Source organism: Amycolatopsis sp. H20-H5, assembly GCF_035828755.1.
GTDB lineage: Bacteria > Actinomycetota > Actinomycetes > Mycobacteriales > Pseudonocardiaceae > Amycolatopsis.
Map to the genome: position 1 here is coordinate 14,043 of NZ_JAYMZS010000075.1, position 24,716 is coordinate 38,758.

Sequence of the window (24,716 nt, forward strand, 5' to 3'; positions counted from 1 at the left end):
GGGTAACGCCGAGCCCGGCGTGATCGTCTTTGTCAGTGCGAGCGACGCAACGTTTCGCGCCGGAGCGCCAGCAGGGAGCCCCCGACTCTGCTGGCGCTCCTTTCATGTCCGCCCCGGGGTCCTCGTGTTCTGCGCTGAGGTAGCGCGGGGTTGTCACCAGAAGAGATAGCCGCAGTCGCCGTCGCAGAACTGCCGAGCGGCGAGGAACAGCCGGAGGTAGATTGTGGAAGTTCGGCAGCCTCACATCGCAAAAGTGCAGCGGCCATGCTTACCGCGCTGGAGGCCAAGGACGCCTGTCATCTGCGACGGGTCGCGATCGAGGGCTACGAGCGGATCGGCCAGGCCGTGCCTGAGCAGGTCCGCGCGATCCCGCCAGGCCTGCTGCGCTAGCAGATCCGCGACCTGACCGTCACTGAGAAATCTATCTACCGGCTCGCCACCCACACCACCGGCTCGCTGATCGAGGTCATCGACGCGCCCAACGGGCAGGCTCAGTCCCTGGCTGCTTGCAGCGCCAGCTTCAGGGGTAGGTGTCCATGATTTTGGGGCCCTGTCGTGGCGGGTGTGGTTCGGACTCGCCGGGACAGAGCAGGACCCGGACGCCCATCGCGCTAAGTTCGTCGATGCTGCGTAGGAAGGGACGGTTGTTGGCGAGGCCTTGGTTGACGAAGGGGAGCAGTACCATCCGGACGCCCATGCCGGTGAGTCCGGCGAGGCAGACTGTGACGTAGGTGTCGGCGATGCCTGCTGCCCACTTGTTGATGGTGTTGTAGGTCCCGGGTGCGACGATCGCGGCGTCGGCCGGCGGGAGGTCCGGTTGGCCGGGGCGGCGGTGTCCGGTGCGAACTGGTTGGCCGGTGAGACGCTCGAGGTTGTCGAGGTCCAGGAAGTGTTCGACGGCTGCGGGGCTGGCGATGCAGCGGACCGACCAGCCGTCGTCGAGCGCGAAGTTGATCATCACGTCGATGTGCTTCGCGGGTCCGGCGTCGGTGAGCAGGAGGTAGAGGACGCGTTCGCTCACGCGAGTACTCCTGCTCGGCCGGCCATTGCCGTCATCGCCTGTCCGTCGTCTCCGCGGGTGCCGTGCGGTAGCTAGTAGATTGTCGCGGCTAACGTTTGGGGTATAGGTGGCGCGGTTTGACGCGTGCGTCGTCGGTGGTGAACTGCCAGCGGACCTGGCGCTGTTCTGTGTTGATGGCGTGTTGCCAGGCGGCGAGTTCGGCGTTGAGGGTGTCGAGGTCGCCGATGCGGCGGTCGAGACAGTGCCGCGGTAGCGCGGAGAGTCCGATTTCGGCAGTCCGCCTCGATCGGCGTCGCGACCTACCCCGATGCCGGGAACGCGATCGACCGGCTGATCCACGCCGCGGACACCGCGATGTATCGGGCGAAAACCAACGGCCGCAACCAAGTCGTCAGCATCGCCGACCTCTGAGGGCTTGCCGCGAACGCCCTTTCTGGCTCGAAGCCGCAGCGCGCTAGCGGCTCAGCGACTGCGGTGCAGAGCGAACGGCTGTGCCGCACACGCTCGTTGCCGGCACCGTTGGGCTTGGCCAGCCGGGAATTGACAGCATAGTCCGCTTCTGCTGCCGATGAGCGCGCATTGCGCGAGCTGTGGTGCGCTGCCTAACGATTCGGTCACCGGCGGGAGGTGAGGCCAGTACAGCGACGATGCTGATCGAATGTTGCTGGACATTGCTACCAACGTCATCGCGAACATCGTTTTCTGGCTCGGATTGGGCTTCGCAGTTACAGCGCTGGCCCGGCTCGCGCAACGGCGCTTCCGCCGTTTCTTCGGGTTGTACATGAACCAGCAACTGATCGTCTGCCTGTCGAACCTGTGGACCACGGCGACGAGCTCCCGTCCACGTGGTTACTCTATCTCCTTACATGAGCTGCGTGCATCGGAGGCGATCACACGCCTGTTCGGCTCGGCATCCTTCCGTCTTCCGGACCTGGTCCGCGGTCTGGTCGACGCGATTTACTTGGGGCGCCACCGCTACGAATTCCGCAACACCGTGAGCCCATCGCCGAGCGACGACCCCAAGCATTTCTCCGACCTGAGCGGAAACCTCATCGTAGTTGGGGCAGCTCCCCGCAACAGCATCCGCCGACTGTACCTGCAGGAGAATCTGGTAAGTCTCCGAATCTCCAACGAGCACCCCGACGTCGGCGACCACCAACTGCCGCTCGAAATGAGGTTCGTTGAGGTGCTCAACGGCGCGGACCTCGGTCAACTAGTAACGTCCGACACACTGGACCTCGCCGTAGTCGAGAAAATACGCGACACTGTACGTGGCACGACCGTGATGTTTTGCCTGGGCCGCCGAGGAGATACCACCTGGGCGGCGACTGAATACCTCGCGCGTAACTGGCGTTCCTTGCAACGAGAATTCGATGACAGGCCGTTCGCGCTGTGCCTGGGCTTCCGTGACCTTGGCTACGAGTATTGCTATCACCCGCCACGTCGCCTACTTACCCTACGAGGCTGATCGAGACGACCGCGCAATCCGTACAGCCGCCATCCGTTTGCTTCACGCATCGTCGCCCACGTACCAGAGCTCTGAGGCGTCGAACGCGCTCATGCCGCCGACCGCGCCGCCGCCACGCACCCACACTCGCGGTTCAGTACCGACGGCGGTTGTAGCGAGACAGAGGTCACCGACAACTTTCAGACGAGACCGAGGAAGCAGGATGAAGATCAGTTTTATCACCGACCAAGCCGTCGGCGAAGCGGACCAGCGTTCTGCTGATGGACTCGGGTTCGAGACGTACGCCCAGGTGCTGGCCGACGCCGCGACCAGACACTCGCGGGCCATTCACGATCGGTGTGTTTGGTGAGTGGGGCACAGGCAAGACCAGCTTGATGCGCTTGATCGAACGCAGGCTGGTCGACAACGACGACGTGGTAACCGTTTGGTCGATGCGGCAGTCGACGACCTGACACGCGCCTTCTTCGAAGGGACCGGTCGCGGCGACAGCCAGCGGACGCTCGTCGTGCTGGGCTACAAGTCATACCTCCGTCACGGGGACACTCATCCCGATGCCCTCATGCGCTACTTCCAGCGGCGATTCAGTCGTCTGACCGACGGCATGGGCACCTCCCCGCAGCTTCTGCCTTGAGGATGAGATCCGACTTGTAGCCAGTCTCGGCGCGGGGCTTGCTCTGCGTGAGGTCCTGCACAACTTGCTGTGGTTGTCGTTCGAAGAGCAGGTGGTCTTCTGCTGCCACTTGCTCGGACACTCAACGACCGAGATCGCCGTGACGCCATGCAGCTACCCACGAACGACGGTCCATGGGCCGAGATCGCGGAGAGCGATGCCGCACTCGCCGACCGCTCGGTCGGGCCGACGTTACGGTTACGCGACACCCGCGTACGTGGGTGTGACTCACAGGCCGATGTTGCCGTGGACTTCGCCCGCTTGCACGACCTTGCCGCTGACGCTTCCGGAGATCCGGTTGTGGACGCCGCCGTGGGTGGTGCGGGATTCCGGGAGCTTCCGCCACTCCGCCCGGAGGGCGTCGGCGAACTGCTCGTCGTGCGGTTTGGCCTGGTGCAGCCGTTCGGCGAGGACTTGGATCGGCTGCGTGTGGTCCGGGGACGTCGTGGCCGCTTCCAGGGCGGCGGTGGCCGCCTGGTCCTTGGCGAACTTCCGCTTGACCAGGTCGTATATGCCGGTCGCGCTTTTTGCCGCCAGTGCCGCGGCGATGGCGACCAGAATGGGTTCGGGCATGGGGCCAATCTAATGGCACTCCGGGCTGGGATCCAGGTGCTGAGTGCAGGTCAGCGCAGGTTTCTAATGATCTCTCGGGCTTCCCCGCGACAGAGTTCGCTCGCCACGGCGAGGAGTCGTGCTGCGGATAACCGAATGCGGGAGGCGACACGGTCGTCGTGCGCGATTTCCCGGGCCACGATCGCCGCTGCTTCCCGGTGCTCGCGATGCTCGGTGGCACCCCACGCGCTGCGGCACCGGACCGACGGGGTCAGGTCGCGATCGTGCGCCATCGCGAGAAAGCCCAGCGCGCCTTCGTCAGCTTCGAAAACCTGAATTGCTTCCAGCACCTGCAAGCGCAAGAGCGGGTCGCGCGTGCCGTCGAAATTACGCAGCAGATCGAGGAGGTTGGCGCGAAGGTCCGGACGACGTAGTCCCAACGCCCGCGCGGCGTCCCGTCGCACGATGATCGGGAGCCCTTTGTCCGCGGTGATCGCCTCCAGTGCAGCGGACCCGAGTTCGTGCCCGCGGGCCCCCAGTTCGGCGAGATCGTCGGCGGCCCACCAGCGCAGTCGAGGATGACATCGTGGGTCGGTCGCAACGTCATGCAGGAGACCGGCGGCGACAGCTCGGTCCTGTCGTTCGTAGTTACACAACCGGTTGGCCGCGAACCTCCGGATGATCGGCAATTCGCCGGGGTTGTCCCGTACCGCCCGGACTTCGTCCAGCCACCCCAACGCGTAAAGGACGCGGAGTCGGATGCCACCCGCGATTCGCCGGTCGGCCAGGAGCTCTTCCAGATGTATCCGGACCTGCGCTGGCAACTCGGAGGTCAGCTCCGCGACCGTGAGACCGGCGTGGGCCCGGTCGCGTCCGGCCCGCGCGCTGTCGGCGAGCACGGCGCAGGCGTCCGCGACGCATCGATGATGCCACGCCGGGGAAAGCGCGGCCAGCTCGAGCCGGGCCCGGCGACCGACCGAGTGCTCACCGGTCAGCGTCTCTAGCCGGCGGATCGCTTCCCGTTCGTGCCCTGGCGAAAATCCGCTCAACGCCTTAGCCGCGGTCACGCGCTCTGCGGGTGTCGTCTCTGGCGCGGAAAGCAGGTCCAAGACCACTCGCTCCGCTTCGGTGGTCAGTGGGCGGTCCCGCCAGCGATTCACGTTCTCCACCCAGTCCTGGGGGGAGACGAAATAGTCGAACACCAGCGTCCGGGCAATTTCTCGCCCACCTGAGTCCGGCAGGTCGCGGGCTGCGGTGGCCCGGACCTCGCCCGAGGCCGCTGGTTCGTGGGCCAGCGCAAGCCGCAACCTGCGCGTCACCGGATCCTCAGGCCCGAAATTGCACAGCAGTCCCAAGGCCTCACCACGCTCTCGCGGAGTCAGGCCGGACATCCCGGCCAACCGGAGGAGTGTCCGGCGTGCCTCGTCGCCAGCCGATTGACCGAACGCCCCGAGTTCGTAAGCGGCGTCGCACCGATCATCGATCGGCCGTCTCTCGTCGGTCATGGTCGTCCGGAGGAAGTCCATCGCCTCCACTGAAGTACACGGATCGATTCTCACCAGCCGGGTCGTCGCACTGCTCCGGAGAACGGTGCGCAGGAACGGGTCCGTAGCCTGCGAGCGCAGCTCGGCGATTAACTCGGCGGCCGCGACTGGATGCGCTTCCGCCATAATGGTCGCCAGCCGTTGGCGCAACCCGTTCAGAACCTCACCGGCAGCCGGTAATGCCTGCATCGCAGGTTCGAAGCCGCCACAGGCGACGACACACTCGCGGAACTTGCTCTCCCAGATGTACGGCTGCAGTTTGGCGTGCAGGCGGCAGATCAGTGCGGTGGCTTCGGCCGGCTCGGCGAACTTGTTCCTCGCCAAGAGAAGCATCGCATCGCACCGTGTTGCCGCCTGGGTTGAGACATCAGCCGCGATCAGGTTCAGCTTTGCGAGCACGGCAGGATCGGCCAAGGCGTCGATCGCATTCATCGCCTCGGCCGCGGCGTACACACGGCTGGGGATACTCTGCGGGGAAAAGACGATTTCCCGGAAAACGTCAGCCATCCTCTTGCGCGGTTCCCTGCCAGCTTCGCTGGCGTAACGTCCGATGACGACCATGTCGTGGTCGGGAACCTCGCCGTCCTGGAGCAACTCGGCCAGACCTCGGACGGCCGTCCTGTGGTATCGCCGTCCCATGAGCAAAAGGTCGGTGCCGAACTCCGCGCGGCGGCTGCTGCTGCGGTTTTGATCATGAAGCGCGGCCGTGACGCTCTTCGCCAGCTCGTCCGGATTCGTGGTATCGGCGATGCTGAAGGAAGTCTGGTGGTGTGGGGCTTCCCAGCCTGCTTCGCCGAGCAAGGCGAATGCTGTGGCGGAGGCCTCGTTCTCCAGATCGGGACAGAGCCTCGCGAGTTGGCGCCAAGCCCTCACCCGGACCCTCACCGGGGAGGGCGGGGCCACCAGGCGTCTCAGCTCCGTGATGGTCGCGGTGTGGAACTCCGGCCCCACCTGCGACAGCTCGAAAGCGGCCTCGTACTGGGCTGAGGCCGGCAGCTCCGGGTCGGACATCGCCAGCCGGAGCTGCTCCACGGCGGCTGTCCGGTGCGGGTCGCCGAGGGCGAACAGCAAGCCGAGCGCGCTTATGCGTATAAAGCTCGGTGCGTGGGGGTGGCTGCAAGCAAGGCCAAGCACGTGCGCCGCGTCTGTGCGGCGGGCCGGCCCGAGGTTGACCAGCGTCCGGCCGACCGACAGGAGGTCGGCCGCATCGGCTACGGGGTTCCTGAGCACTGTCCGGGCGAGAGCCGCGGCCAGCTCATGGAAATCGGGGCCGCAGCGAGCGAGCGCGGACGCGATATCTGCCGATCCGAAGGCACTGCCGACGGCTTCAGCGGCGAGGTCCGGTACCAGCTCACCCGCCCGGACCCGATGCTGAGAGCCCAGCTGCGAGAGGACACTGGCCGCCCGAAACCGGACGAAGTGATGCAGGCTTCGATCGGCGACCCAGCGTGCGAGTGCAGCGGCGGCCTCGGCGATCAGATCGGGTCCAAGGGACGCCAAGCCGAGTGCGGCCTTCTCGACTCCTGTCGAGGACCACGAGCGCCGTTTGAGCACTTTCCGGAACACTGTCGCGCAGCGCTCGTGGAACTCCACGCCAATTTCCACGAGACCAGCCGCCGCCATCATCAAGTCGATGTCGGGTGCCACAGGGTCGTCAAGCAACCTCGTCAACGCCTCGACAGCCTCGGCTTGCACCTCGTCGCCCAGCCCGGCGAGCACGACCGCCGCGTCGCTGTACTGCGCGGCTGTGGCGGTCGGGGAAGCGAGCACCGATCGCAGCCCGCTCACCGCAGCGCTGCGCTCGTCAGTGCCGCATTCCGACAGTCCTTCGGCCGCGTCCAGGCGGGTTTGCGCCTTGATCGTCGTGTCGCTCACCACCGTGCGGAGAGTCGCGACCGCTTCCGCTCGGGCGTCGGTGTCGAGCCGGGTCGCGAGGGCCACCGCCGCGTCCACGCGCGACGACCAGGGCATCGCCGTGTCGTGCATCATGCCGCGCAACCACTCCACCAGGCCCGGATGGTGGGCCGCCCGGCTGATCTGACGCAGAATCTCCCCGCTCGGGTGCTGAGTCGTCGCCGCCCATGCCCGGGCCGTCGCCAACAGCACGTCCACCACGCCGGATCCGGCTGGGATGTGCCACGCCAGCAGCCGGGCCGCCAGCAGGTGCTGCTGAGGGCGTCCGCCGTGGAGGTAGCGGATCAGCTGGTCCGCCTGGGCAGGGTATAGCCGCGCGTGGTGCAACAGCACACGACGGGCGTAACGGCCACGTTCTTCGGGCTCCGCCGCGTGGAGCAGGGTCACGAACTCCTGGTGCGTCGCGTCGAATTCCGCTGGAAGGTTCCTGGCCTTCGCCGTCGCCGCTAGGTGTTCCGCGAAACTGTGGTGCAGGAATTTCAGGTCGCCGTTGCGGACCTGGAATGGGCCATTTTCACCCAGATGGCCCACGAGCTGTGCCCGCCAGTCGCTCACGCGGCCCAGTTCGGGGTGGTGACTGGCCAGCCAGCTGCACGCCGCCTCAGTCAGGGAGGTGTCCTCTTCGAGCCGGACGCGGCCCAGGTGTTCCAGCAGCTGGTCGCAATGCTCGTCGAACGGGCTCGGGGGCAGCGCGTGCGCGGACCTCATGTGGCCGAGGTAGGTCTCGTAGAGCTCGTATTGGTTGTCGGGCAGCGGCCGGTCGGCGTGCTTCTCAAAGATGATCGCCGCGATCGTGGCCAGCAGCGGCACCCTGACCAGCTCGTCGAGATGGGCGTCGCGGATCTGACGGATGAACCGCTTCGCGTCACCGCCGTTGCCAGCGAACCAGTTCTCGGCGAACAGGCGAAATGCCTCTTCGTCGAAAGGCAGCAGCTCGTACCGCGCCGCGCCGATCCGCTGGAACGGGGCCAGCGTGGAACCCTCGATCGGGCGCGTGGTGAGGACCACCCGGTAGGTATCCGAGGCCCAGGTGCCGAGGACCGCGACCAGCTTGTCCCGCCGCGCCGCGTCGGCGACCTCGTCCAACCCGTCGACGAGCAACAGCCAACGGCACCCGGCGACCCGGCCCGCCAGGTCTTCTGGGCGCAGCGGCTGGGCGAGGAGCGCGCCGTACTCGCCGCGGACGGTCTCGGCCAGCGCCTCGGAGAACGGCAAATCGAGACGCGACGCCAGCTCCCGTGCCGTCAGCCGGAGTGGGACGACAGGCTCGCGCAACGGCGCGGTGTGGCTCTCGCCCTGCCAGCGAAGTGCGGTTTCGGCCGCCAGCCGCAGCGAGAGAGTGGACTTGCCCTGGCCGGGGCCGCCGGTGACGAGCATGTGGTCCTCGCCGTCGAGTGCGTCCCGCATGCTCCTCGCCGGCGGGCGAACCGAGAGCCGGGCGACCGGCGGGTGCGGGACATCGATCAGCTGTTCCTTGCTGTCGAGGACTGGGAGCGGGCGAGCTTGCTCGGCCGGCTGGGCTTCGCTCGCGCTCGTGACGTCCTGACGGACGTAGACGGTTGCGAGCGACGGCCGACGTGCGCCCGGCAGCCGATACGGGAGTTCCTCGGCTGTCCGGATCTGGGCGTGCAAGAGGGAAACGATCTGCGTGGGCAGTTCCGGAAGCGCTGACCAGTCCTCGGGCGGCGCGACGGCGGGGAGCTCGGCCGACAGCGCCGCGGCCGCGTGGAAGTGCACGCCACCGTGGATGGTCTCGGCCTGCACCGAGGCTCCCGCCACATTCCCGGAGATCAGGTTGGTCGTCGGCCGCGCTGGGTCCGTCACAGGCCCTCCTCTTCTCGTCCCGGCATCCTGCCACGCGAGGCGACTCCACGGGCATGTCCGCTGGACCGGAATGAGAGTTGCAGCCGAGCGCTGGCGCGCTCCTTGTTGTATGACCGGGCCACCAGGTCGGCTCGACGCTGATGCTCTTCCTCGGCAGCCTTTTTGTGTTCTTCGTTCCAGCGTCGCTGGAATGCTTCAAGCTCCTCGTTGGTCGATTCACGCTGCGAAGCACCGTTGTCCCACTCCGTTAACACCGCCCACACTCGATCGTGCTCCCGCTGGTAGCGGTCCTCCTCCCACCAGTTCCAGAGAAGCGGAACGTCGGTATTCATACGAGTGAAGATCGAGAGAGCTTCAAGCAGCTGCGCTCCGCTGGAGGTACCGTCGGGGTGGCGGGTCCAGGTCACACCATTAGGCCCGGTGACTTTGACTGATTGTCGTGCGTCGGATTTATCGGTCATATCGACTTCTCCATTATGATTTGCTGGGTCGATCTGCTGCGGCATCTGCGGTAGGCGGCCCTCATCGCGTCTACAGTCCGCGGAGCACCTGTCGGCGTGCCACGCTCAGCGGGATCCGCTCTTGCTCTATGCGGCGATGGCGAGTCCACTCGGGCGAAATGAGCTGGTGGTACAAGCTGCGCTCAGCGGCGGACAGGTAAGGAACCGGCCGTGCGTTTTGTGGCCCCAGTGGTTTGCCGTGCCGGTCGAGACTTGTGCCGAACCGCTCCCAGGTCTCATACGCGTCTTGATCCATCAGGATCGACGCGGCGGGTATGCCCGCGCCGCGGAATCCGTCGAGGATCTCCAGTCCGTCGGCGTCCATGTCGCCCCAATAGAAGACGCGCGGTGCGTGGGTGATCCAGCCGAACGCTGCGGCCGTTCCCCCGCCGCGCCCGACACCTTCCACCGACACGCCGCCGGTCAGCTCCGGGAAGTAGATGGCGGTGTCCTTGTTCTCGGAGATGATCACCACTTCTGGCTGATACGGCAGCGCCACGCGGTCACCTGCAGTGGCAGAGTCATGTAGTCGACCGCCTGCGGTTCGATGCGCCGGATCGAGATAGGTGAAGTGGATACGTGGCGGATGAGCGGGCGCCAGCCGCAGGTCGTCGACTCCCGCGAGTCGTGCTACGAGAGCTTGTCGGGTGTTGAGCCATTTCGCGTGCAGGCCTTCGATCGGTACCTGGCGGGGTGTCATCCCGGCCGCATCGTTGACGGCGAACCAGTCCGCCGCACGGCGCAGCAGGTCGAAGTCGACGTCGGAGAGTCCATCGGCTGCGACCAGCACTCGCGCGGGCTGAGCGAGATGTGGGTAATGCCGGCCGAGCAGGGCTGCCCGGTGCTGGCCCCGGGCGATTCGGGCCGGCCAGTCGCCCGCGCAGATCCGGGCCGCGCTTTCGAGATCGGGCACGGTGAGATGAGTGGGCAGCTCTTGGTCGGTGCCGGAGACACGGCGGGCGCGGAACCGCAGCGTGAGGCCGTGCATGGCTGCCCAATCCCGCCACGTGGCTACCAAGTGTGCGATTGCCGGGAACTGTGCGGTGAGCTCGGCGGAGTTTGGCTGCCCGATGGGCATTGCCCAAGGCCAGGCGGGTGCGCCGGGCTCGCCGACGAGAGTGGCGGACCACGTATTCTTCAGCCGTCGGGCGACGTCGTCGACAACCTGCTCGGGAGTCTTCATCTCAACTCCTGTTCGTCGACGGAATCCTTGATGTGCGCGACGAACGAGTAGCCGGTTTTGGTGTCTTTGGTGATCGCGAGCAGTTCGTCCATGTGCGGCTCCAGCGCGGTCACCTTGTCCAAAGGCGCGCCGACGATCAGCTGGAAGCCCAGGCCCTTCCACGCCTGTACGGCACGGCCTGCGAACTCGGAGTCGGACTTGACGAAGCCCTCGTCGAGGAACACCGGTGCGAACCGCGGGCGGGCTCGCAGCTCGTCACCGAGGCGGAACCGCAACGCCGCCCCCACGATGAAGGCCACTAGCTCCTGGCTCTCCCCACCGCTCTTGCCGCCGAGCGCGGAGTGCACGCTGAGCAGCACACCGTCGCTGCTGTAGCGCTCGGCTGTGATCTCCACGTGTCGGCGCACATCGAGCAGCCGGTCGCGGTCAGTGAGGTCCGCGTCGGCGCGCGGGTCATCCCGGCACCGGAGCTGCCCCATAAAGCGCTGCAGTTCGGCGAATCGCCGTACCAACTGGCTCTCCTCGAGTTCCTTTGTCGCCGTTGACGACAGCGTTCGCAGCTCGCGGCGGAACTGAGTCACGTGATCCGGGGTGAGGTGGCGCAGCTTGATGCGCAGCCGATCGCGGCCCGCACCGAAGGGCAGAGCGGCCAGGATGTCGTTGATCGGCGCCAGTCGATCTTCGATGTCCTCGACGGCGGCGTCCATCGCGCCTGACAGCGGCACCAGGTCCTGGCCGTTCCAGCGGACAAGCCGACGGCGCCACTCGTCACGCCGTTCGTGCAGACCTGTGGTGATGATGTTGTCCAGGATCCGGGCGTAGTCCGGGTACGACGCCGCACTGGAGCCTAGGTTCGGGTCGTCCCAATGCCGCTGGTAGGACTGAAAGATTCGCGTGAGCTCCGCTTCGATGCGTTCCACGTCGGTCCGAGCCCCTGCGACTGCATTGGTGAGGCGCTTGCGCAGATGGCCCAAGTTGGTGAGGAACTGGTCGAGACTGGCCGGGTCGCCAGGAGCGGCGGCTTCGGCGAACTCCTTGTCCAGCCGAATGCTTTGCGCGTTGTCGAGAATGACCTTCTGCTCATGTTCGATACGGTCGAGTTCAGTACTCACCTTGTCTTGCCGATCGACCAGATCCCCATGTCGGTCCCTGAGATCCTTCGTGTGTCTTTCGAGGCCGAACCTGTGCCCGCGGGCCGTCTCGAGACGAGTGTTCAGTTCCTTGATCTGATCTTCGAGTGCGCGGAGGCGGTCGTTGGCCGTGAGGATTGCGTTCCTGCGGGCCTTCAGCTCGCTGATTCGGCGCTCGGTGCTCGCGACGTCGATGTCGTCCCAGTTGACCCGCTGGACCTCCTCATATGCCCGGTTGGTCCGGCTAAGCGCTGACCGCTTCGCTTCGATCCCCGCGCGTTGTGTATCGAGCTGCTTGATCTCAACTATGAGCTCGTCAAGCTGCTGGTCGATGTCGGAGATCGCCTCATCGCTGGAGAATCCGATGACATTGGTCCTGTTGTTGCGGCCGTGGCTGCCGCTCGTACCTCTGCGGGTCTGCCCGGCGAGGGTGACCCGATAGCCGCCACCGGCCAGCTCGTCGGCAGTCTCTACACAGTGCGCGTTTCGCGCCGAACTGGTCACATGCTGGACCACCCACTCGCTGAACCGATGGTCCTTGAACAGCAGCTTGCCTGCCACAGTGCTCGGATCGCCGGTGACCTCGCGGTGCTCAACGGACGGGACGCCTTCGAACATCAGCCGTCCCCGCAGATGCAGCGAATCGATCTTGCGGGAGAAGTCGTCCAGCCGTTCGCGCGGTACGAGCATGAGGCGCGCACTCCCGCCGAGAACAGTCTCGATCGCGGTGCGCCAGCGCGCCTGCGCGGGATCGACGTCGATCAGCTCGGCGAGGAAAGGCAGCTCCGACGGCTCTATGCCTGCCGCGGCAGCGGCGTCCAGACGCATATCGTTGAGATCTTTCGGTACCCGTCCGGCCCGGCCTTCGAAGGATGCACGTTCGTCCTTCAGTTGCCGACGGCGTTCCAGTAGCGGGAACTGCTCCTGGAACAGCGCGTCGCGCTGCTTGCCAAGCTCGGCGTCAGTTTTGTCGTAGGTCGCGAGAAACGCACCGGCGGCGGAGCGGAGCTTGTCGAAGTCCTCACGGTTGTCCAGTGGTGCTTCCAGGACCGTCGTGCGCTCCGCGAGGTCGGCGCGGTGACCCAGCCGCTGGTCACGGAGGTGCTGCTCGGTCTCGATCGTGGTTGCCAGTTGTTCCAGGTCAGCGCCGCCGCTGGTGCGGTGCTCCTCCTGAGTTGCTTCGAGGTCGCGGGTCAAACCGCCCTCGTCATCACGTGCCAGCTTCAGGTCTGCGGTGTTCGTGATGCGCGCATCCCGATTGGCGTCTGCGGCGTCCGTGAGCAGATCAGCCTCGGTGCGCAGGCTCCAGAGCCTGATCGGGGTGTCCCCGTCGCGGGTAAGCCCGAAGGTGTCGATCGTTTCCACTTCAGCGCGGGAGGTGTGCAGGCGGGCGTGCAGGTCGGTGATCGGGGCGAGCAGGTCGGCCTTTTCCTGCTCGGTCTGCATTGCCCGGTAAGCGGCATCGAGGTCATCGAAATGGCCGATGGCGCGATCGGCAGCGGCGAAAGTGACCGGCCTCTCCAGGACCATCTCCTTGTACAGCTCGTCGACGGTGCGGATCTGGTGGCCTGACTGGATCCGCACGAGCAGCCGTAGCGCCTTCGCGCCGTCTCCGTTGGCGCCAATGCCCAGCCGGGTGTGCAGGACGTTGGCGAAAGCTGCGTAGCTGTCCCACGTCCTGAGCCCCGGAAAGGCGGCTTTGAGTGCCTTCGGGGCGAAGGCCTGCTCGGTGTGTCCGGCCAGGTCGGCCAGGTCGAGGACGCCGTCGAAGGTGGCCATGCGCATCGTGAAATCCCCACTACGCCGGGCACGGGCGGGCACGTAGTACGCGCGAAAGGCGGTGAAACGGCGTCCGTGATCGTCGACGAAGGTCATGCCGACCGCGCCCCACGTGGCAGTTTTGTCACCGCGGAGCACCTTTGGCTTCTCCTTGCCGTCGGCGTCGGCGGTGGTGTCGGTCTGCCCTCGCAGGTAGCTGAGCAGGTTGCGCTGCTCTGCGCTGCGGGCCCGGCCGCCGACTGCGTCGTTGGACGCCCCGTTGAACGACGTGTCCGACGGCATCATCAGCGCGATATAGGCGTCCAGCAGCGTGCTCTTGCCGGTTCCCGACGCCCCGGAGATCAGCGTTGAGCCGGGATGGAAGTCGAACCGCACCCGGCCCTCGAACCCGCCCCAGTTCACTAGCTGAAACGTCTCGGCCTTCCACTGCAGTGTCCCCTCGGTGGCGCCGTTGACGTGGAAGAGGACGTCATCGGTGGTGGTCATCGATCAGCTCGCGTTCTCGTCGGCACCGGAGGCGTCGATGTTTTCGTCGGTGGCGTTCTGGCGGCGTAGCCAGGTCAGCAGTTCGGCCAGCTTCTCCATCGGCAGCAGCACTTCGATCGCGCTGCTGACCTCGAAACGTTCAGTGGTGCTGGGACCGAGGAGCAGGCCGGCCTTATACAGCGACTCGACCGCTTTGAGCGCGCGCTTGGTATCGCCTGCCTCGTCGGTGGCGTGCCCGGGGCGATGCTGTTCGACAAACTCGAGCATGTCGTCGCGGTCGACGAACACCCTGCCGACGCCGGCGGCTTGCTCACTGCGGAACCGGCTTCGCAAAAAGACGAGCAGGATCGTGTCCTCGCGCCCCCATGGCACGTCATGCAGGAGCGTAGGGAACGGTTTGCCGCCGCCTTCGGGCGTGACCTGCCGCTTGTATGCCACCTCCCGTTCGGTGTCCAAGTGCAGCTGAAGGAACAGGTCGTTGAGGCGGGCGCGGACGAGCCGGGGGTTGCGGATGAGCGCGCGCCACTCCTTCGGATGTGTCCGCCCACTGATGAACCGCAGCTTGAGCAAGGCGACCAGTGCCCGGCGCTGGTCGAGTTCCAGGCCGCCGTCGTCACCTTCGAACAGGGCGATCGACGAGGTGACCTCTCGTTCTGGATCATCGGTCGTTTCTGACGGCTCCCACTCCATGAGTCGATCGTCGGAGACAATGACGACTGGAGCGCCGTCGAGTGACTCGATTCCAGTCATCGTTTCTCCTCACCAGGGTTGGTCGAAGCTGGGGCATCCGGGGTGTGTGGTGGTGCCATGCGCGGCACGGTCAGTCCCCGGGTGGATCCGCCGGTGCGGATGGCGCGGTAGAGCTCGGTGTCATCGTGCCGGTCCAGCCCCGGCACATTGGTCGCCAGGTGCAGGAGACCGAAGATCTCCACCGGGCGGCGCAGGGCCGGCTCGAGGCCGTCGAACAACGCGCCCAGCGAACTCAGCGGTTCAGGGCCGACCAGTGCCTGGTCCAAGGCACGCCGTAGTGAGTCCAGAGATGGACCGCCCTCGGCGAGCAGGCTGGCCAGCGACACCGCAATGGGCTGGTGCTCGCTGACGTCGTTCAACGGCGGCGGGCCGGAATCGGCTTCGGTGTTGTGGAAACGTTCTCGCAGGTGAGTGATGTCGATGCGAGGCGGGAGCAGCTCGAGAGGCACCGCGGCGCGAGCACCTGCGGTCTTCATCCAGGTGGCCAATTCCCCATCGAGCCCACGCAGGACAACGTCGAGCTCGCGGTCGCGGGTGATGTCGTGGCTCACGATGTACTCGCGCAGAGTCGCGGTGACTCTGCTGCGTCGCGCCAGCACCCGCTCCGTACCGCTGCGGATCAGCCCTACAGTGCCTCGCAGCTCGCGGCGATCGACGTCGAGCAGGATCTCCTCGGCCAGTGGATGCGCCAGCAGAGCGGCGAGGTCCTCCCGCAACTGCAGCAGCAACTCATCGTCGCTGAGCAGTGTGAACGCGCCCTCGAACGCGCGGCCTTCTGCGGTCGCTGTCATCAGTGAGTCGGCACGGGCGAGATAGTCGTCGATCACCTCGCCTGCGGCTCGCTGCTCAGCGCGGAAAGACGCCAGGATGCCACTGCGGAGCCCGGAAAACGCCTCCTCCACCCGGGCGAAGTCGCTCGGAAGTGCCGCGATGAGCTGGATGAGTTCGCCGAACCCCTCGAGCATGTAGTCAGGTGTCACCTGAGACAGCTCTCCGCCGTCACTGAGGCGGTCACGTTCAATCGTCAAGCGCTCGATCTCGCTGTTGAGGATGCCGACGCGGACGGCACGGTCGGGGTTGACCTCGGTGTTGAACCGGCGGACGGCGCTGACGATGGTGGCGATGCGATGTTCGGAGAGGCTTGCGCGCTCCCGCGTGAGGCCGGTGACCAGGGCAAGGGCGTCTTGGGCGTGCGAGGTCAGGGAGTAGACCTCGTTACCGTCGTCGTCGGTGCTGCGTACTAGCCAGCGGCCGCGCATCCACTTCAAGCACAGCTCACGACCCGACCCGGTCGGCAGCTCCACTTCGCCTGCCAAACGCAGCTCGTCGAGGTAGGTGTCGACCTGGTCGTGCAGTCGCGGTGCCGAAATGCTCACTACGTCACGGCCGAATGAGCTGCGGAAGACCGCGAGGATGACCGGTGCCAGCCGCTGGTGCAACAACGTCAACGTGGGCTGCTCGTAAGCGCCACGAACGCGAGCGAGTTCTCCGGCTACGTTGCTCACGGTCCTCCCATCCTGGGGATCAGGGTCCGGGGTGTACCCACGGACATCGCTTGGTTCAGCCGGTTCGTCACATGTGCCGATCACGCGAGCCGGATCTGCCGAGGCAACCGCCACGTTGTTGACGATGGCTGTCATGACCTTGGTGAAGTTATTGGCGACCTGCTTCGAAGCTTAATCCTGGTCGGTTGGAAACCTAAAAAATAGCGAGTTCGTTGCAGGTTCACTAGGCAGGTAGTTGCGACGGCACCGCCAAATGGGTGGTCAGTCGTTACCTGGGTTGATCTGTTTGGCGACTCGGGAACGACGGGTAGTGATTTCGCCGTCGTCTCGTGGTACAGGTGATCACTGGAGGGTGCGATGACGTCACACGACAAGTTCTTCCAGCGCAGACAGGCCGCGGCCGTGCTCAAGCACGGCATCTTGAGGCGGTATTCCATCGTGTTTGCATCCAAGACCGGTTTCACCTCAAAGGGTGGCCGTGTCGTGTATCTGGATGGATTCGCCGGGCCCGGCCGGTACGCACCGGAAGAGGGAAGCGCTGAGGGGGTAGAAGGATCGCCGTTGTTGGCCATGCGTACCGCTGAAAGAGTGGAAGGCTGGCGGCGGCAATTACAGTGCATCTTCGTCGAGCGCGATCCGGTCTACGCGGCCAATCTGCGGGAGACCTTGGCTGCGGAGGCACCCGAAAGCATGACGTATGAGGTGTTGCAGGGCGACGTGTCCGAACATCTTGAACATGCCTTGACTACCGCTGGCGATTCGCCGTTGTTTGCTTTCCTGGATCCCTTTGGCACAGGCCTTCCGTATGCGGACCTGGCCGGTCGGCTGCTTGCACGGCCGACGCCGTTTCCCACCGAGGTATTGTTGAATTTTAACCTCGAAGCGGTTCGCCGGATCGGCGGGTTGCTTACCGGCGACGTCACGGATGCTCCTGACACTGGGCGAGAGGCGTCACTTCGGCGAATCGACGAGTTCCTCGGCGACGACTGGTGGCGCCAGAAATTTCGAGCTGCGCGCAGTGCTGCCGCTGATCCGCAGCGGGCCGCGGCATGGGCAGCTGAGGAGGTAGTGCGGGAGTTTTGCGGAAGAGTCACAGTCGACACGGGTTACCAGACGTTCCTTGTGCCGATCAGGCGGCAACCTCACCACGCGCCGCTGTTCATGATGATTCTCTTCTATCGGCACCGCGACGCGCCGTATGCCTTCAACGAAGCTGTGTCTGGTGCTAATAAGGAGTGGCGGTACTTCCATCACGAACTGAACCTCCACGAGCAACAAGCTAGCGTCGAACCCGATCTGTTCGGTGGCACGCTCGTGCCGGAGATGCTCATCGCCGACAACATGCGCGCTGAGAAAGAGGCCGAACGAGGCTGGATCATTGACATCATCGCCAACATACGCGGACTTGTCGCTGAGCGAGACGCGGTTGATGTTCGCGACCACACCGCTGGCATCTTCGGCGGAACTCTGGGGCTGGCTCGAGGCATGCACCTGCGTGCGGCCTGGGATCACCTGGCGGAGGAGAACCTTGTGCAGCCAAGGGAAAGCGGGAAGCTTGAAAAGCAGGTCATCCGCAGGACCTGAACCCGACAAGTGACCGTCCAACCGTCGTGAGTCAGGAGTTGTGCGCAGCCAATTTTGGCATCTCGTCCCAGATCTCGCCATCCAGCACTCGCCCGCCCGACTTCGGCGTCCGCCCACCCCATTGCTTGTGGAAGAACGCCACGTCTGACTGTTGACAGGCATCGCGGATATCGCGCACCCACGCCGGGTCGACCGGCCGCGCGTGCGGGCCTGACTCGCCACCAGTGATAACCCAGCCGATTCCATCGAGCGACAGGCCTGGCAACGGGCCCAGCAGTGGCTCACAAGACAGGAAACGGACTGCGGCGGGTACCTGCCGTAGGTTGTCAACCCGGCACAACTGGTCAGCACTCTCGACACTGACGCCCATCCAGAGGTTGCTCGGCCAGTCCAGCTGGCCAGCCAGCTTCCGCAGACGTGTCGATCGTTTGGTCAGCACCTGGTAGGTGTGCTGGGGAGTCGCAGCGATGACCTCGAAGATCTGACGGACGAAGTCCAAAGGGACTTTGGCATGAAACAGGTCGCTCATCGAGTTAACGAACACCACCCTGGGTAGGTGCCACCGGTAAGGCTGAGTCAACGTGTCCGGATGCAGGGTGACGCCGAAACCCGGTCCGGACGTGCGTGGATCACCGTCATTCTGGTACTTCTCAGCACCCATCGCCTTGAGTCGTTTCGACAGAGCCAGGGCGTAGCAGTTGTCACATCCGGCGGAGACCTTGTCGCACCCCGTTGTGGGGTTCCAGGTGACTTCGGTCCACTCGATCGTCGACTGGCTGCTCATCGCACGCTCCTTGCCTGCTCGCCAGCCACGGTGACATAGCCGGACGTCGAGGACTTTACTCGATACTCGTAATGAGATTCTCGTATGATGGGCGCGTGGCGTCGTCGGACTTAGAGCACCTAAGAATGAAGTCGCAAGTTGCGTTCGGTCAGCGCTACCGGTTGGAGCTCATGCTGGCGGTAGCGGCGTCCGACGACGGCATCATCTGTTTGACCGATCTGGCCAAAGAGTTGGACGTCGCCATCAGCAATCTGCAAGGCCCAATGCGATCGTTGATCGGTGCAGGTCTGCTCACCCCGCTGCCCCGCGGTGACTCCCGACGCAAGTTCTACATCCGTAATGCCAGCGCTGCCTGGGCTTGGGCGCGGGAACTGCACTTGCAGACCTTGGCCGAGCGCACTTCGGACAGCCCGCACCAAGCTCGATCAACCAACTCTGGCCTCTGACCTGCGGTTAGGTAGATCATCAGGGGACTGGATGACGCAGCGAACTGTTCTTGCGGAGAAGGGCGCCTGCCATGGATACGTCACATGGACTGTTTAAGCGGTGCAGTTGCCTGGACGACGTCGGTAGGCCGTTGAACTCCAGCTGCTCGAGACTCCAGGAGCGAGGGCACGGCAGTTGGTACTTCCGCGTCGAGCTACCGTTGGGGCGCAATGGGCGGCGCAGGCAGCTTCGCCGTGGTGGGTTCTCTTCGCGCGACGCCGCCAAGCAGGCGTGTGACTATCTGCGTGATCCGACCGTCGGTGATCCGTCGCGGGCGTTGGTCAGTACGGCGCAGTGGCTGCAGCTGTGGTTGGACACCCGGTTGGGTCCACGTGAGTCGACGATGCAGACCTACCGTCACCACGTCCGCAACTACCTCATCCCCTACTTGGGCGGACGCTCCTGCGGGAGCTCACCGACGCTCGGGTGCAGGCGATGTTCACCTCGCTGATCCGCACGCACGGGGTGGCGGGGCGGACGCTGACGGCAGGGACGTTGCAGCGCATCCACGCCACGTTGCGTGCCGCGTTTAATGCGGCGGTCCGGCGTGGGCTGATCGATCGTAACCCGGCTCGCTATGTCGAGTTGCCTGCGGGTCGTCGGCCGCACGCGATGGTGTGGACACCGCCGCGCGTCGCTCAGTGGAAGGCGACGGGCGAGCGCCCGCGAGTTGGGGTGTGGACGGTGGAGCACACGGCCGCGTTCCTTGGTGAGATCCGTGAGCATCCGCACTATGTGCTGTTTCACCTGGTCGCCTTGCTTGGGCTGCGGCGGGGCGAGGTGGTGGGGCTGGGTGGTGTTGGGCAGGCCGAAGAGTGAGGCCAGCAACCCGGGTTCTCGCCCTGGATCACGTCACGATGAACGTGTTGCGCCGCTACCGCGACACCTGCCGTAACCCGCTGTTCGGGGAGCCGGTCGGGTTCTTGTTCCAAGGTGGCTGGGGTGAGCCGATCCGGCCGGATTCGGTGACGCATCTGTTCCGCAAGCTCAACGACGAGGCAGGGTTGCCGCCGATTCGGTTGCACGATTTGCGTCATGGCGCGGCGAGTCTCTCGTTGGCGGCTGGGAATGATCTGAAGACGATGCAGGCGATGCTCGGGCACGCCAGCATCGTGCTCACTGCGGACACCTACACGAGCATCCTGCCCTGTCTGGCTCGTCAGTCGGCTGAGGCGACCGCGAGGCTTGTGCTCGAGGCGGCCCGATCCACCGGGACACGCCTGCGCGCTCACAGGCGCCGTCGCAGGCCACAGACCCGGCCGCCGGTCACCGCGGGCAGACGCAAGACCTCGAGTTCGCTGGCCGCGTGAATCGCGTGACGCAGTTCCTTTAGCCGCTGATCAGGAGAGGGTGAAAACCGACGGGGTTCGACCGTACCTGGAAACGCACGAAATCGACTCTTGAGTCGTCATCGCAGGTCGGGGCACTCGGTGAGCCCGTCGCGAGCCCAGGCAAGACCGTCCAGGAACACGCAAGATGAACAAAGCAAGACACCCCCGCTGGTCAGCAGGGGTGTCGCGTGGTGGGCCGCCAGGGGCTCGAACCCTGGACCCAGGGATTAAAAGGTGCTCGTTTATGCCACGTCACAACGAGTTTACGCCGGACTTGAGTGTCGTCAAGTGTCGTGCAGGGTCGGGCAATGCGTCGGCACAGGAGCCCGGGCGGAGCCCGGAGACAGTGCACCCCGCGTCCTATGTGGATAGTGAGGGACTGGTTTCCTGCTGTCAGCGGTTGAGTCTTGCTTGTGAGGTTTGGTCGGGGCGGAGGTTGCCGCCGCAGGTGCGGCGGGGGGCGGTAAGGTTCATCGCGACGACCGCTGCTTGGCGTAGGCCTGCTGCTGGGTGAGCTTGGCTTCGTCGGCGACGAGGTCCTTGCGGACCCAGCAGGCCACGTAGTTCATCGAGTCTATTGCGTGCACTTGGTGCGCGATGTGCGGTAGATCAGCCCGTAGCCCTCGGAGAAGCGGGTGTCGCCCCAGCCTTCGATGAAGGTGATCATCGCGGATTCGACCACGTCGAAGGCGTAGTTGCGCATCCCGACGAGGTCGTCGCGGACGAGGTGGTTCGCGATTTCCTTGTCACTGAGCCCGGTCAGGTCGACCACGTGCGGGCGGCTGGTCATCGCCTGCACGCCCAGGTAGATGGCGTCGATCGAGGCGGAGTCGGGCAGCTTCAGTATGTCGGCGAGGCCGTTCATGGTGCGCGCGTCGCGTTCGACGACTACACGGAACTGGGTCTTCACCGCGTGCAGGTGCGTACCGCATGGCCAGGTACGGCTTGCCGGTCCGAGGGTTCACCGACCCCGCAGACAGCGCGGCCGGTCGGGTACGGACGCGCTGCGGGTTGGGCGCTTGCCAAAACCACAACACCAGGTCTCGCACGTCTCACCGACGTGCCCGGTCCCAGAGCGCGCCGATGGCCGACAGGTCGACACAAGCGGAGCAGGTCGAAGGCGTACGAGCGGCATTACGAGTCGGGCATGTCTCAGCCGACGTCTCCCGCACGAACTCCGATATCAGCTCGACCTGCCCGCCTACGGCGTCCACGACGGTGTGCGGCAACCCCGCCTCGTCGGTCGCCACAACACGGCCAACTAACCGGCAGTCGCAGTCCGGCCACGTCACGCTCGGCACCCAGCTCCATGTTCTCCACGAACAACAACCTCCACTACACCGTCGGGAGATCACCCATGAGCAGGTGACCGTGGATGATTCACTTGTTAGTGCAGTCGACAGGGTTGTCGTGGAGAACGTCGCCGCCGGACGCCGCCCGGTATACTTGCGACGGAAAGGGGCGTGTTTCGGTGGAGAACTTGGCGACGACGGACGCCACGCGGGTTCGTATGAGTAGGCAGCGCAGTCGTAATACGGGGATCGAGTTGGCTCTTCGTCGCGAGCTCCACGGTCGTGGGCTGCGCTACCGGATCCATCGCTGTCCGTTGCCCAGCATGCGTCGTGAGGCTGACCTCGTGTTCGGTCCGTCTCGGGTCGCAGTCTTCATCGACGGGTGTTTCTGGCACGGTTGCCCCGAGCACGCTACCTGGCCGAAACGCAACGGCGAGTTCTGGCGGACGAAGATCGAGAAGAACCGTGCCCGTGACATCGACACGGATCGCCGCCTTGATGCCGCGGGCTGGGTGTCTGCGCGGGCCTGGGAGCACGAGGACCCGGCCGATGCGGCGAGTAGGATCGCGGTCTTGCTCGCGACCCGCAGGCGGCCACATGATGGGTCGATACACAGAACTGTCGGTGGGGTCGACTAACCTGCGTGGCGTGGGTACGAAACCGTTTACGATGATCGACTTGTTCGCCGGGTGTGGCGGTATGACCTCGGGTTTCATGGCCGCGAAAGGGTTCAAGCCGGTGATGTCGGTCGAGTTCGACCTGCGTGCCGCGGCGACCTACGCCGCCAACTTCGGAGAGTCGCATACCCGTTACGCGGACATTGCCACGATCCCGGACGAGGAGATCCCGGAGGTCGACCTGATCATCGGCGGGCCGCCGTGCCAGGGCTTCTCCAACCTCGGCTCGCGCAACGTCCTCGATCCGCGGAACAAGCTGTGGAAGGAGTACATCCGCTTCGTCCGGCACGCGAAGCCGAAGGTCTTCGTCATCGAGAACGTCGACCGGTTCTTCTCCTCCAGCGAGTTCGCGCTGCTGCAGGCCGAAGCCACACCTGGTGGTCTGCTGGAGTCCTACGAGCTGTCGTCGGGTTTCCTACTGGCAGCCGACTTCGGTGTCCCGCAGAGGCGGAAGCGGACCATCGTGATCGCGTCGCGAATCGGGAAGATCCCGCTTCCGGTGCCGACCCACGCCCGCACCGGAACGCTTGACGACCTACCCGAGTGGCATACGACTCGGGACGTCCTGAGTGGGCTGCCGGAGACACCTGTCACCACCGAGTTGCCGGCGTCGCTGGAGGAGTTCTTCGGCGTAGACGTCCCCGGTATCTTCAAGAGCTCCGACCTTCACATCGGCCGCAACCCGACGGCGATGTCGCTGGAGCGCTACCGGCACATCCCGCCCGGAGGTGGTCGTTTCAACCTGCCTGACCACCTGTTGTCGCGGTGCTGGCGGGAGAAAAAGACCGGCACCACCGACGTCATGGGACGCATGCGGTGGGACATGCCGTCGCTGACGGTCCGTACTGAGTTCTTCAAGCCGGAGAAGGGGCAGTACCTGCATCCACAGTGGGAGCGGGACGACAACGGTCACAGCGTCGACCGGCCCATCACCCACTGGGAAGCAGCACGGCTGCAGAGCTTCCCCGACGATTTCCAGTGGTGCGGCACGAAGCTGCAGATCGCCAAGCAGATCGGCAACGCCGTGCCACCGATGCTCGCCGAAGCCATCGCCCGCCACCTCAAGCCCTACCTGCGAGGAACGGCGCGCCACACCACGCCGAAGGCGGTCCCGTGCCGGCTCTGCCGACCGGCTGGATGAGATTCGCCGCCACGTCGTATGAGACGCCCTGGTCGGCCGGTCGACTCGTCGTGTATTGACGCTGGGGCTCCATGCCACGGTGCCGGTCCGGCGGTTGCGGAGGGGCGGAGCGAGACACTGCGGAAGGCGCCCCGCTCCCGGTTCCGCTCAGGTGAGGTGGTCGTTGCCCGCGGTTGTCGGTGCGGCTTGGTTGCGAGGGTTGGCGAGGGTCGCGGCTGCGCGGGTGAGTTTGCCAGCGGAGGGTAGATGCACTCGTCCCCATTTGGCTGCTTTGTCCAGTTCGATGTTGAGGTAGCTGAACGGCGGCTGCGCCTCGGCTAGGAGATCGCAGGCGCGCTCCTTGCGGCCTGTTGGCTCGAGACCTTTGTCCTGCCTGAAATCCTCGTTGGCGACCCACAGACTGATGACCGTGTCGCCCATCCACCCGTCTACACGGAACAAGGCATCGGCCAGCGGATGCACGCGCACGTCGAACCCTCGCGAGCGCAGCGTCACGACCGTGAACACCTCACGCAGGAAGCTGTAGTAGGCGTTGCCGAACCGCCATTGCAACGCGTCGTCGACGAGCCGTTCAGAAACGCCGTCTCGCGCGGCCTGGGCGACGAGCCTACGGGTGTCCCCGCCGATCAGGTCCATTCCTTCGTCGGAGTGAAAGAAGAATTCGCTGATCTTTTGCCAGGTCGGCAGCTCTTTCCGCTGCTCGAGGTAATAGTGCATGAGGTGTGTGAACGCGAATCGGGGGTACCAATCACGGGCTGCCGGGACCCGCTCGGCGTTTTCCCTGGACACGTTGACGAGCGCGTGGGAGGTTTTATTGCACACTTGGCGGACGTCGTCGAGGGTCAGTCGGTACAACTCTACGGTTGCGTGATTGCCGACCAACTCGACGACTCGGGCGCGCGACTCGTCAACACACCAGCGGTCGTACTTTCTCCTCGCGGCCGGCGTGACTTTGAAGGTCGACACCACCTCGTCCGCCGTGGTGACCATCGTCCGGTCCGATCGCTCGCCTGGCTCGGGGTGCTGTTCGTGACTCATGCGGGCAGGGTATCGATAACATCTGACAATTTCTCACACCAATGGGTGACGGGAAGC

25 protein-coding genes and 1 pseudogene are annotated in these 24,716 nt (G+C 65.1%); 15 read left to right on the forward strand and 11 right to left on the reverse strand.

The window, feature by feature from the left end; all coding sequences use genetic code 11:
• The first annotated feature begins 264 nt into the window (after positions 1-264).
• A complete protein-coding gene (locus tag QMK34_RS31640) occupies positions 265-390 on the forward strand; it encodes a hypothetical protein (protein ID WP_326418299.1) in 126 nt (41 codons plus the stop codon).
• Between the two features lie 130 nt (positions 391-520).
• Here QMK34_RS31640 and QMK34_RS31645 read toward each other — a convergent pair whose 3' ends face one another.
• Positions 521-1,021, reverse strand: a complete 501-nt coding sequence (locus QMK34_RS31645; protein WP_326418300.1) for a flavoprotein — start codon at positions 1,019-1,021, stop codon at positions 521-523.
• A gap of 106 nt (positions 1,022-1,127) precedes the next feature.
• Here QMK34_RS31645 and QMK34_RS31650 point away from each other — a divergent pair, with 106 nt between their 5' ends.
• The 6 genes and pseudogenes from QMK34_RS31650 to QMK34_RS31675 all read left to right on the forward strand — a co-directional run bounded on the left by QMK34_RS31650 (position 1,128) and on the right by QMK34_RS31675 (position 3,120).
• On the forward strand, positions 1,128-1,274 hold the full coding sequence (locus tag QMK34_RS31650; protein ID WP_326418301.1) for a hypothetical protein: 147 nt from the start codon (positions 1,128-1,130) through the stop codon (positions 1,272-1,274).
• Positions 1,275-1,300: 26 nt separating this feature from the next.
• A pseudogene (locus QMK34_RS31655) lies at positions 1,301-1,432 on the forward strand (diguanylate cyclase domain-containing protein); the annotation flags it as partial.
• 247 nt (positions 1,433-1,679) lie between these two features.
• A complete protein-coding gene (locus QMK34_RS31660; protein ID WP_326418302.1) occupies positions 1,680-2,489 on the forward strand; it encodes a hypothetical protein in 810 nt (269 codons plus the stop codon).
• A gap of 202 nt (positions 2,490-2,691) precedes the next feature.
• Complete coding sequence (locus QMK34_RS31665) at positions 2,692-2,838, forward strand: hypothetical protein (protein ID WP_326418303.1); 147 nt, start codon at positions 2,692-2,694, stop codon at positions 2,836-2,838.
• Positions 2,828-2,941: a hypothetical protein gene (locus QMK34_RS31670; protein ID WP_326418304.1), complete on the forward strand. Its 114-nt coding sequence runs from the start codon at positions 2,828-2,830 to the stop codon at positions 2,939-2,941. Before QMK34_RS31665 ends, QMK34_RS31670 begins: the two co-directional genes overlap by 11 nt.
• Positions 2,914-3,120, forward strand: coding sequence for a hypothetical protein (locus QMK34_RS31675; RefSeq protein ID WP_326418328.1), 207 nt, complete (start codon positions 2,914-2,916; stop codon positions 3,118-3,120). Before QMK34_RS31670 ends, QMK34_RS31675 begins: the two co-directional genes overlap by 28 nt.
• A 267-nt stretch (positions 3,121-3,387) precedes the next feature.
• Here QMK34_RS31675 and QMK34_RS31680 read toward each other — a convergent pair whose 3' ends face one another.
• Both QMK34_RS31680 and QMK34_RS31685 read right to left on the reverse strand, forming a co-directional pair.
• Positions 3,388-3,732, reverse strand: a complete 345-nt coding sequence (locus tag QMK34_RS31680) for a hypothetical protein (protein ID WP_326418305.1) — start codon at positions 3,730-3,732, stop codon at positions 3,388-3,390.
• Positions 3,733-3,782: 50 nt separating this feature from the next.
• Positions 3,783-8,255, reverse strand: a complete 4,473-nt coding sequence (locus tag QMK34_RS31685; RefSeq protein ID WP_326418306.1) for a hypothetical protein — start codon at positions 8,253-8,255, stop codon at positions 3,783-3,785.
• A gap of 198 nt (positions 8,256-8,453) precedes the next feature.
• Here QMK34_RS31685 and QMK34_RS31690 point away from each other — a divergent pair, with 198 nt between their 5' ends.
• The gene (locus tag QMK34_RS31690) at positions 8,454-8,840 is read left to right on the forward strand and encodes a hypothetical protein (protein WP_326418307.1); all 387 of its coding nucleotides are present in this window, start codon (positions 8,454-8,456) and stop codon (positions 8,838-8,840) included.
• 149 nt (positions 8,841-8,989) lie between these two features.
• On the opposite strand, the gene QMK34_RS31695 is transcribed toward QMK34_RS31690, so the two are convergent.
• The 5 genes from QMK34_RS31695 to QMK34_RS31715 are packed head-to-tail and all read right to left on the reverse strand — an operon-like array spanning position 8,990 to position 16,326.
• Positions 8,990-9,499, reverse strand: a complete 510-nt coding sequence (locus tag QMK34_RS31695) for a hypothetical protein (protein ID WP_326418308.1) — start codon at positions 9,497-9,499, stop codon at positions 8,990-8,992.
• A gap of 25 nt (positions 9,500-9,524) precedes the next feature.
• Positions 9,525-10,676: a Wadjet anti-phage system protein JetD domain-containing protein gene (locus tag QMK34_RS31700; RefSeq protein ID WP_326418309.1), complete on the reverse strand. Its 1,152-nt coding sequence runs from the start codon at positions 10,674-10,676 to the stop codon at positions 9,525-9,527.
• A complete protein-coding gene (locus QMK34_RS31705) occupies positions 10,673-14,071 on the reverse strand; it encodes an ATP-binding protein (RefSeq protein WP_326418310.1) in 3,399 nt (1,132 codons plus the stop codon). Before QMK34_RS31705 ends, QMK34_RS31700 begins: the two co-directional genes overlap by 4 nt.
• Before the next feature lie 3 nt (positions 14,072-14,074).
• The gene (locus QMK34_RS31710) at positions 14,075-14,821 is read right to left on the reverse strand and encodes a DUF4194 domain-containing protein (RefSeq protein ID WP_326418311.1); all 747 of its coding nucleotides are present in this window, start codon (positions 14,819-14,821) and stop codon (positions 14,075-14,077) included.
• Positions 14,818-16,326 (reverse strand): DUF3375 domain-containing protein, encoded by a 1,509-nt coding sequence (locus QMK34_RS31715; protein WP_326418312.1) that lies wholly within the window; start codon positions 16,324-16,326, stop codon positions 14,818-14,820. Before QMK34_RS31715 ends, QMK34_RS31710 begins: the two co-directional genes overlap by 4 nt.
• Before the next feature lie 357 nt (positions 16,327-16,683).
• On the opposite strand from QMK34_RS31715, the gene tcmP reads away from it, so the two are divergent.
• Complete coding sequence (gene tcmP / locus QMK34_RS31720) at positions 16,684-17,910, forward strand: three-Cys-motif partner protein TcmP (RefSeq protein ID WP_326418313.1); 1,227 nt, start codon at positions 16,684-16,686, stop codon at positions 17,908-17,910.
• Between the two features lie 31 nt (positions 17,911-17,941).
• On the opposite strand, the gene QMK34_RS31725 is transcribed toward tcmP, so the two are convergent.
• Complete coding sequence (locus QMK34_RS31725; RefSeq protein WP_326418314.1) at positions 17,942-18,694, reverse strand: DUF5131 family protein; 753 nt, start codon at positions 18,692-18,694, stop codon at positions 17,942-17,944.
• A gap of 95 nt (positions 18,695-18,789) precedes the next feature.
• Here QMK34_RS31725 and QMK34_RS31730 point away from each other — a divergent pair, with 95 nt between their 5' ends.
• From QMK34_RS31730 to QMK34_RS31740, 4 genes are all read left to right on the forward strand, one after another.
• On the forward strand, positions 18,790-19,140 hold the full coding sequence (locus QMK34_RS31730; RefSeq protein WP_326418315.1) for a hypothetical protein: 351 nt from the start codon (positions 18,790-18,792) through the stop codon (positions 19,138-19,140).
• A gap of 71 nt (positions 19,141-19,211) precedes the next feature.
• Complete coding sequence (locus tag QMK34_RS47980; protein WP_442785255.1) at positions 19,212-19,631, forward strand: Arm DNA-binding domain-containing protein; 420 nt, start codon at positions 19,212-19,214, stop codon at positions 19,629-19,631.
• Positions 19,616-19,999, forward strand: a complete 384-nt coding sequence (locus QMK34_RS31735; RefSeq protein ID WP_326418316.1) for a hypothetical protein — start codon at positions 19,616-19,618, stop codon at positions 19,997-19,999. The genes QMK34_RS47980 and QMK34_RS31735 overlap by 16 nt, the downstream gene beginning before the upstream one ends.
• Positions 19,996-20,490 (forward strand): tyrosine-type recombinase/integrase, encoded by a 495-nt coding sequence (locus QMK34_RS31740; RefSeq protein WP_326418317.1) that lies wholly within the window; start codon positions 19,996-19,998, stop codon positions 20,488-20,490. Before QMK34_RS31735 ends, QMK34_RS31740 begins: the two co-directional genes overlap by 4 nt.
• 595 nt (positions 20,491-21,085) lie before the next feature.
• On the opposite strand, the gene QMK34_RS31745 is transcribed toward QMK34_RS31740, so the two are convergent.
• Positions 21,086-21,421 carry a hypothetical protein gene (locus QMK34_RS31745; RefSeq protein WP_326418318.1) on the reverse strand — a complete coding sequence of 112 codons (336 nt, stop codon included), beginning with the start codon at positions 21,419-21,421 and terminating at the stop codon, positions 21,086-21,088.
• Between the two features lie 600 nt (positions 21,422-22,021).
• Between QMK34_RS31745 and QMK34_RS31750 the strand changes: the two genes are divergently transcribed.
• Complete coding sequence (locus QMK34_RS31750) at positions 22,022-22,441, forward strand: very short patch repair endonuclease (protein ID WP_326418327.1); 420 nt, start codon at positions 22,022-22,024, stop codon at positions 22,439-22,441.
• A gap of 31 nt (positions 22,442-22,472) precedes the next feature.
• Positions 22,473-23,621 carry a DNA cytosine methyltransferase gene (locus QMK34_RS31755; protein ID WP_326418319.1) on the forward strand — a complete coding sequence of 383 codons (1,149 nt, stop codon included), beginning with the start codon at positions 22,473-22,475 and terminating at the stop codon, positions 23,619-23,621.
• Between the two features lie 147 nt (positions 23,622-23,768).
• Here QMK34_RS31755 and QMK34_RS31760 read toward each other — a convergent pair whose 3' ends face one another.
• Entirely contained in the window at positions 23,769-24,659 is an 891-nt protein-coding gene (locus QMK34_RS31760; RefSeq protein ID WP_326418320.1) for a hypothetical protein, read from the reverse strand.
• Between the last annotated feature and the right edge of the window lie 57 nt (positions 24,660-24,716).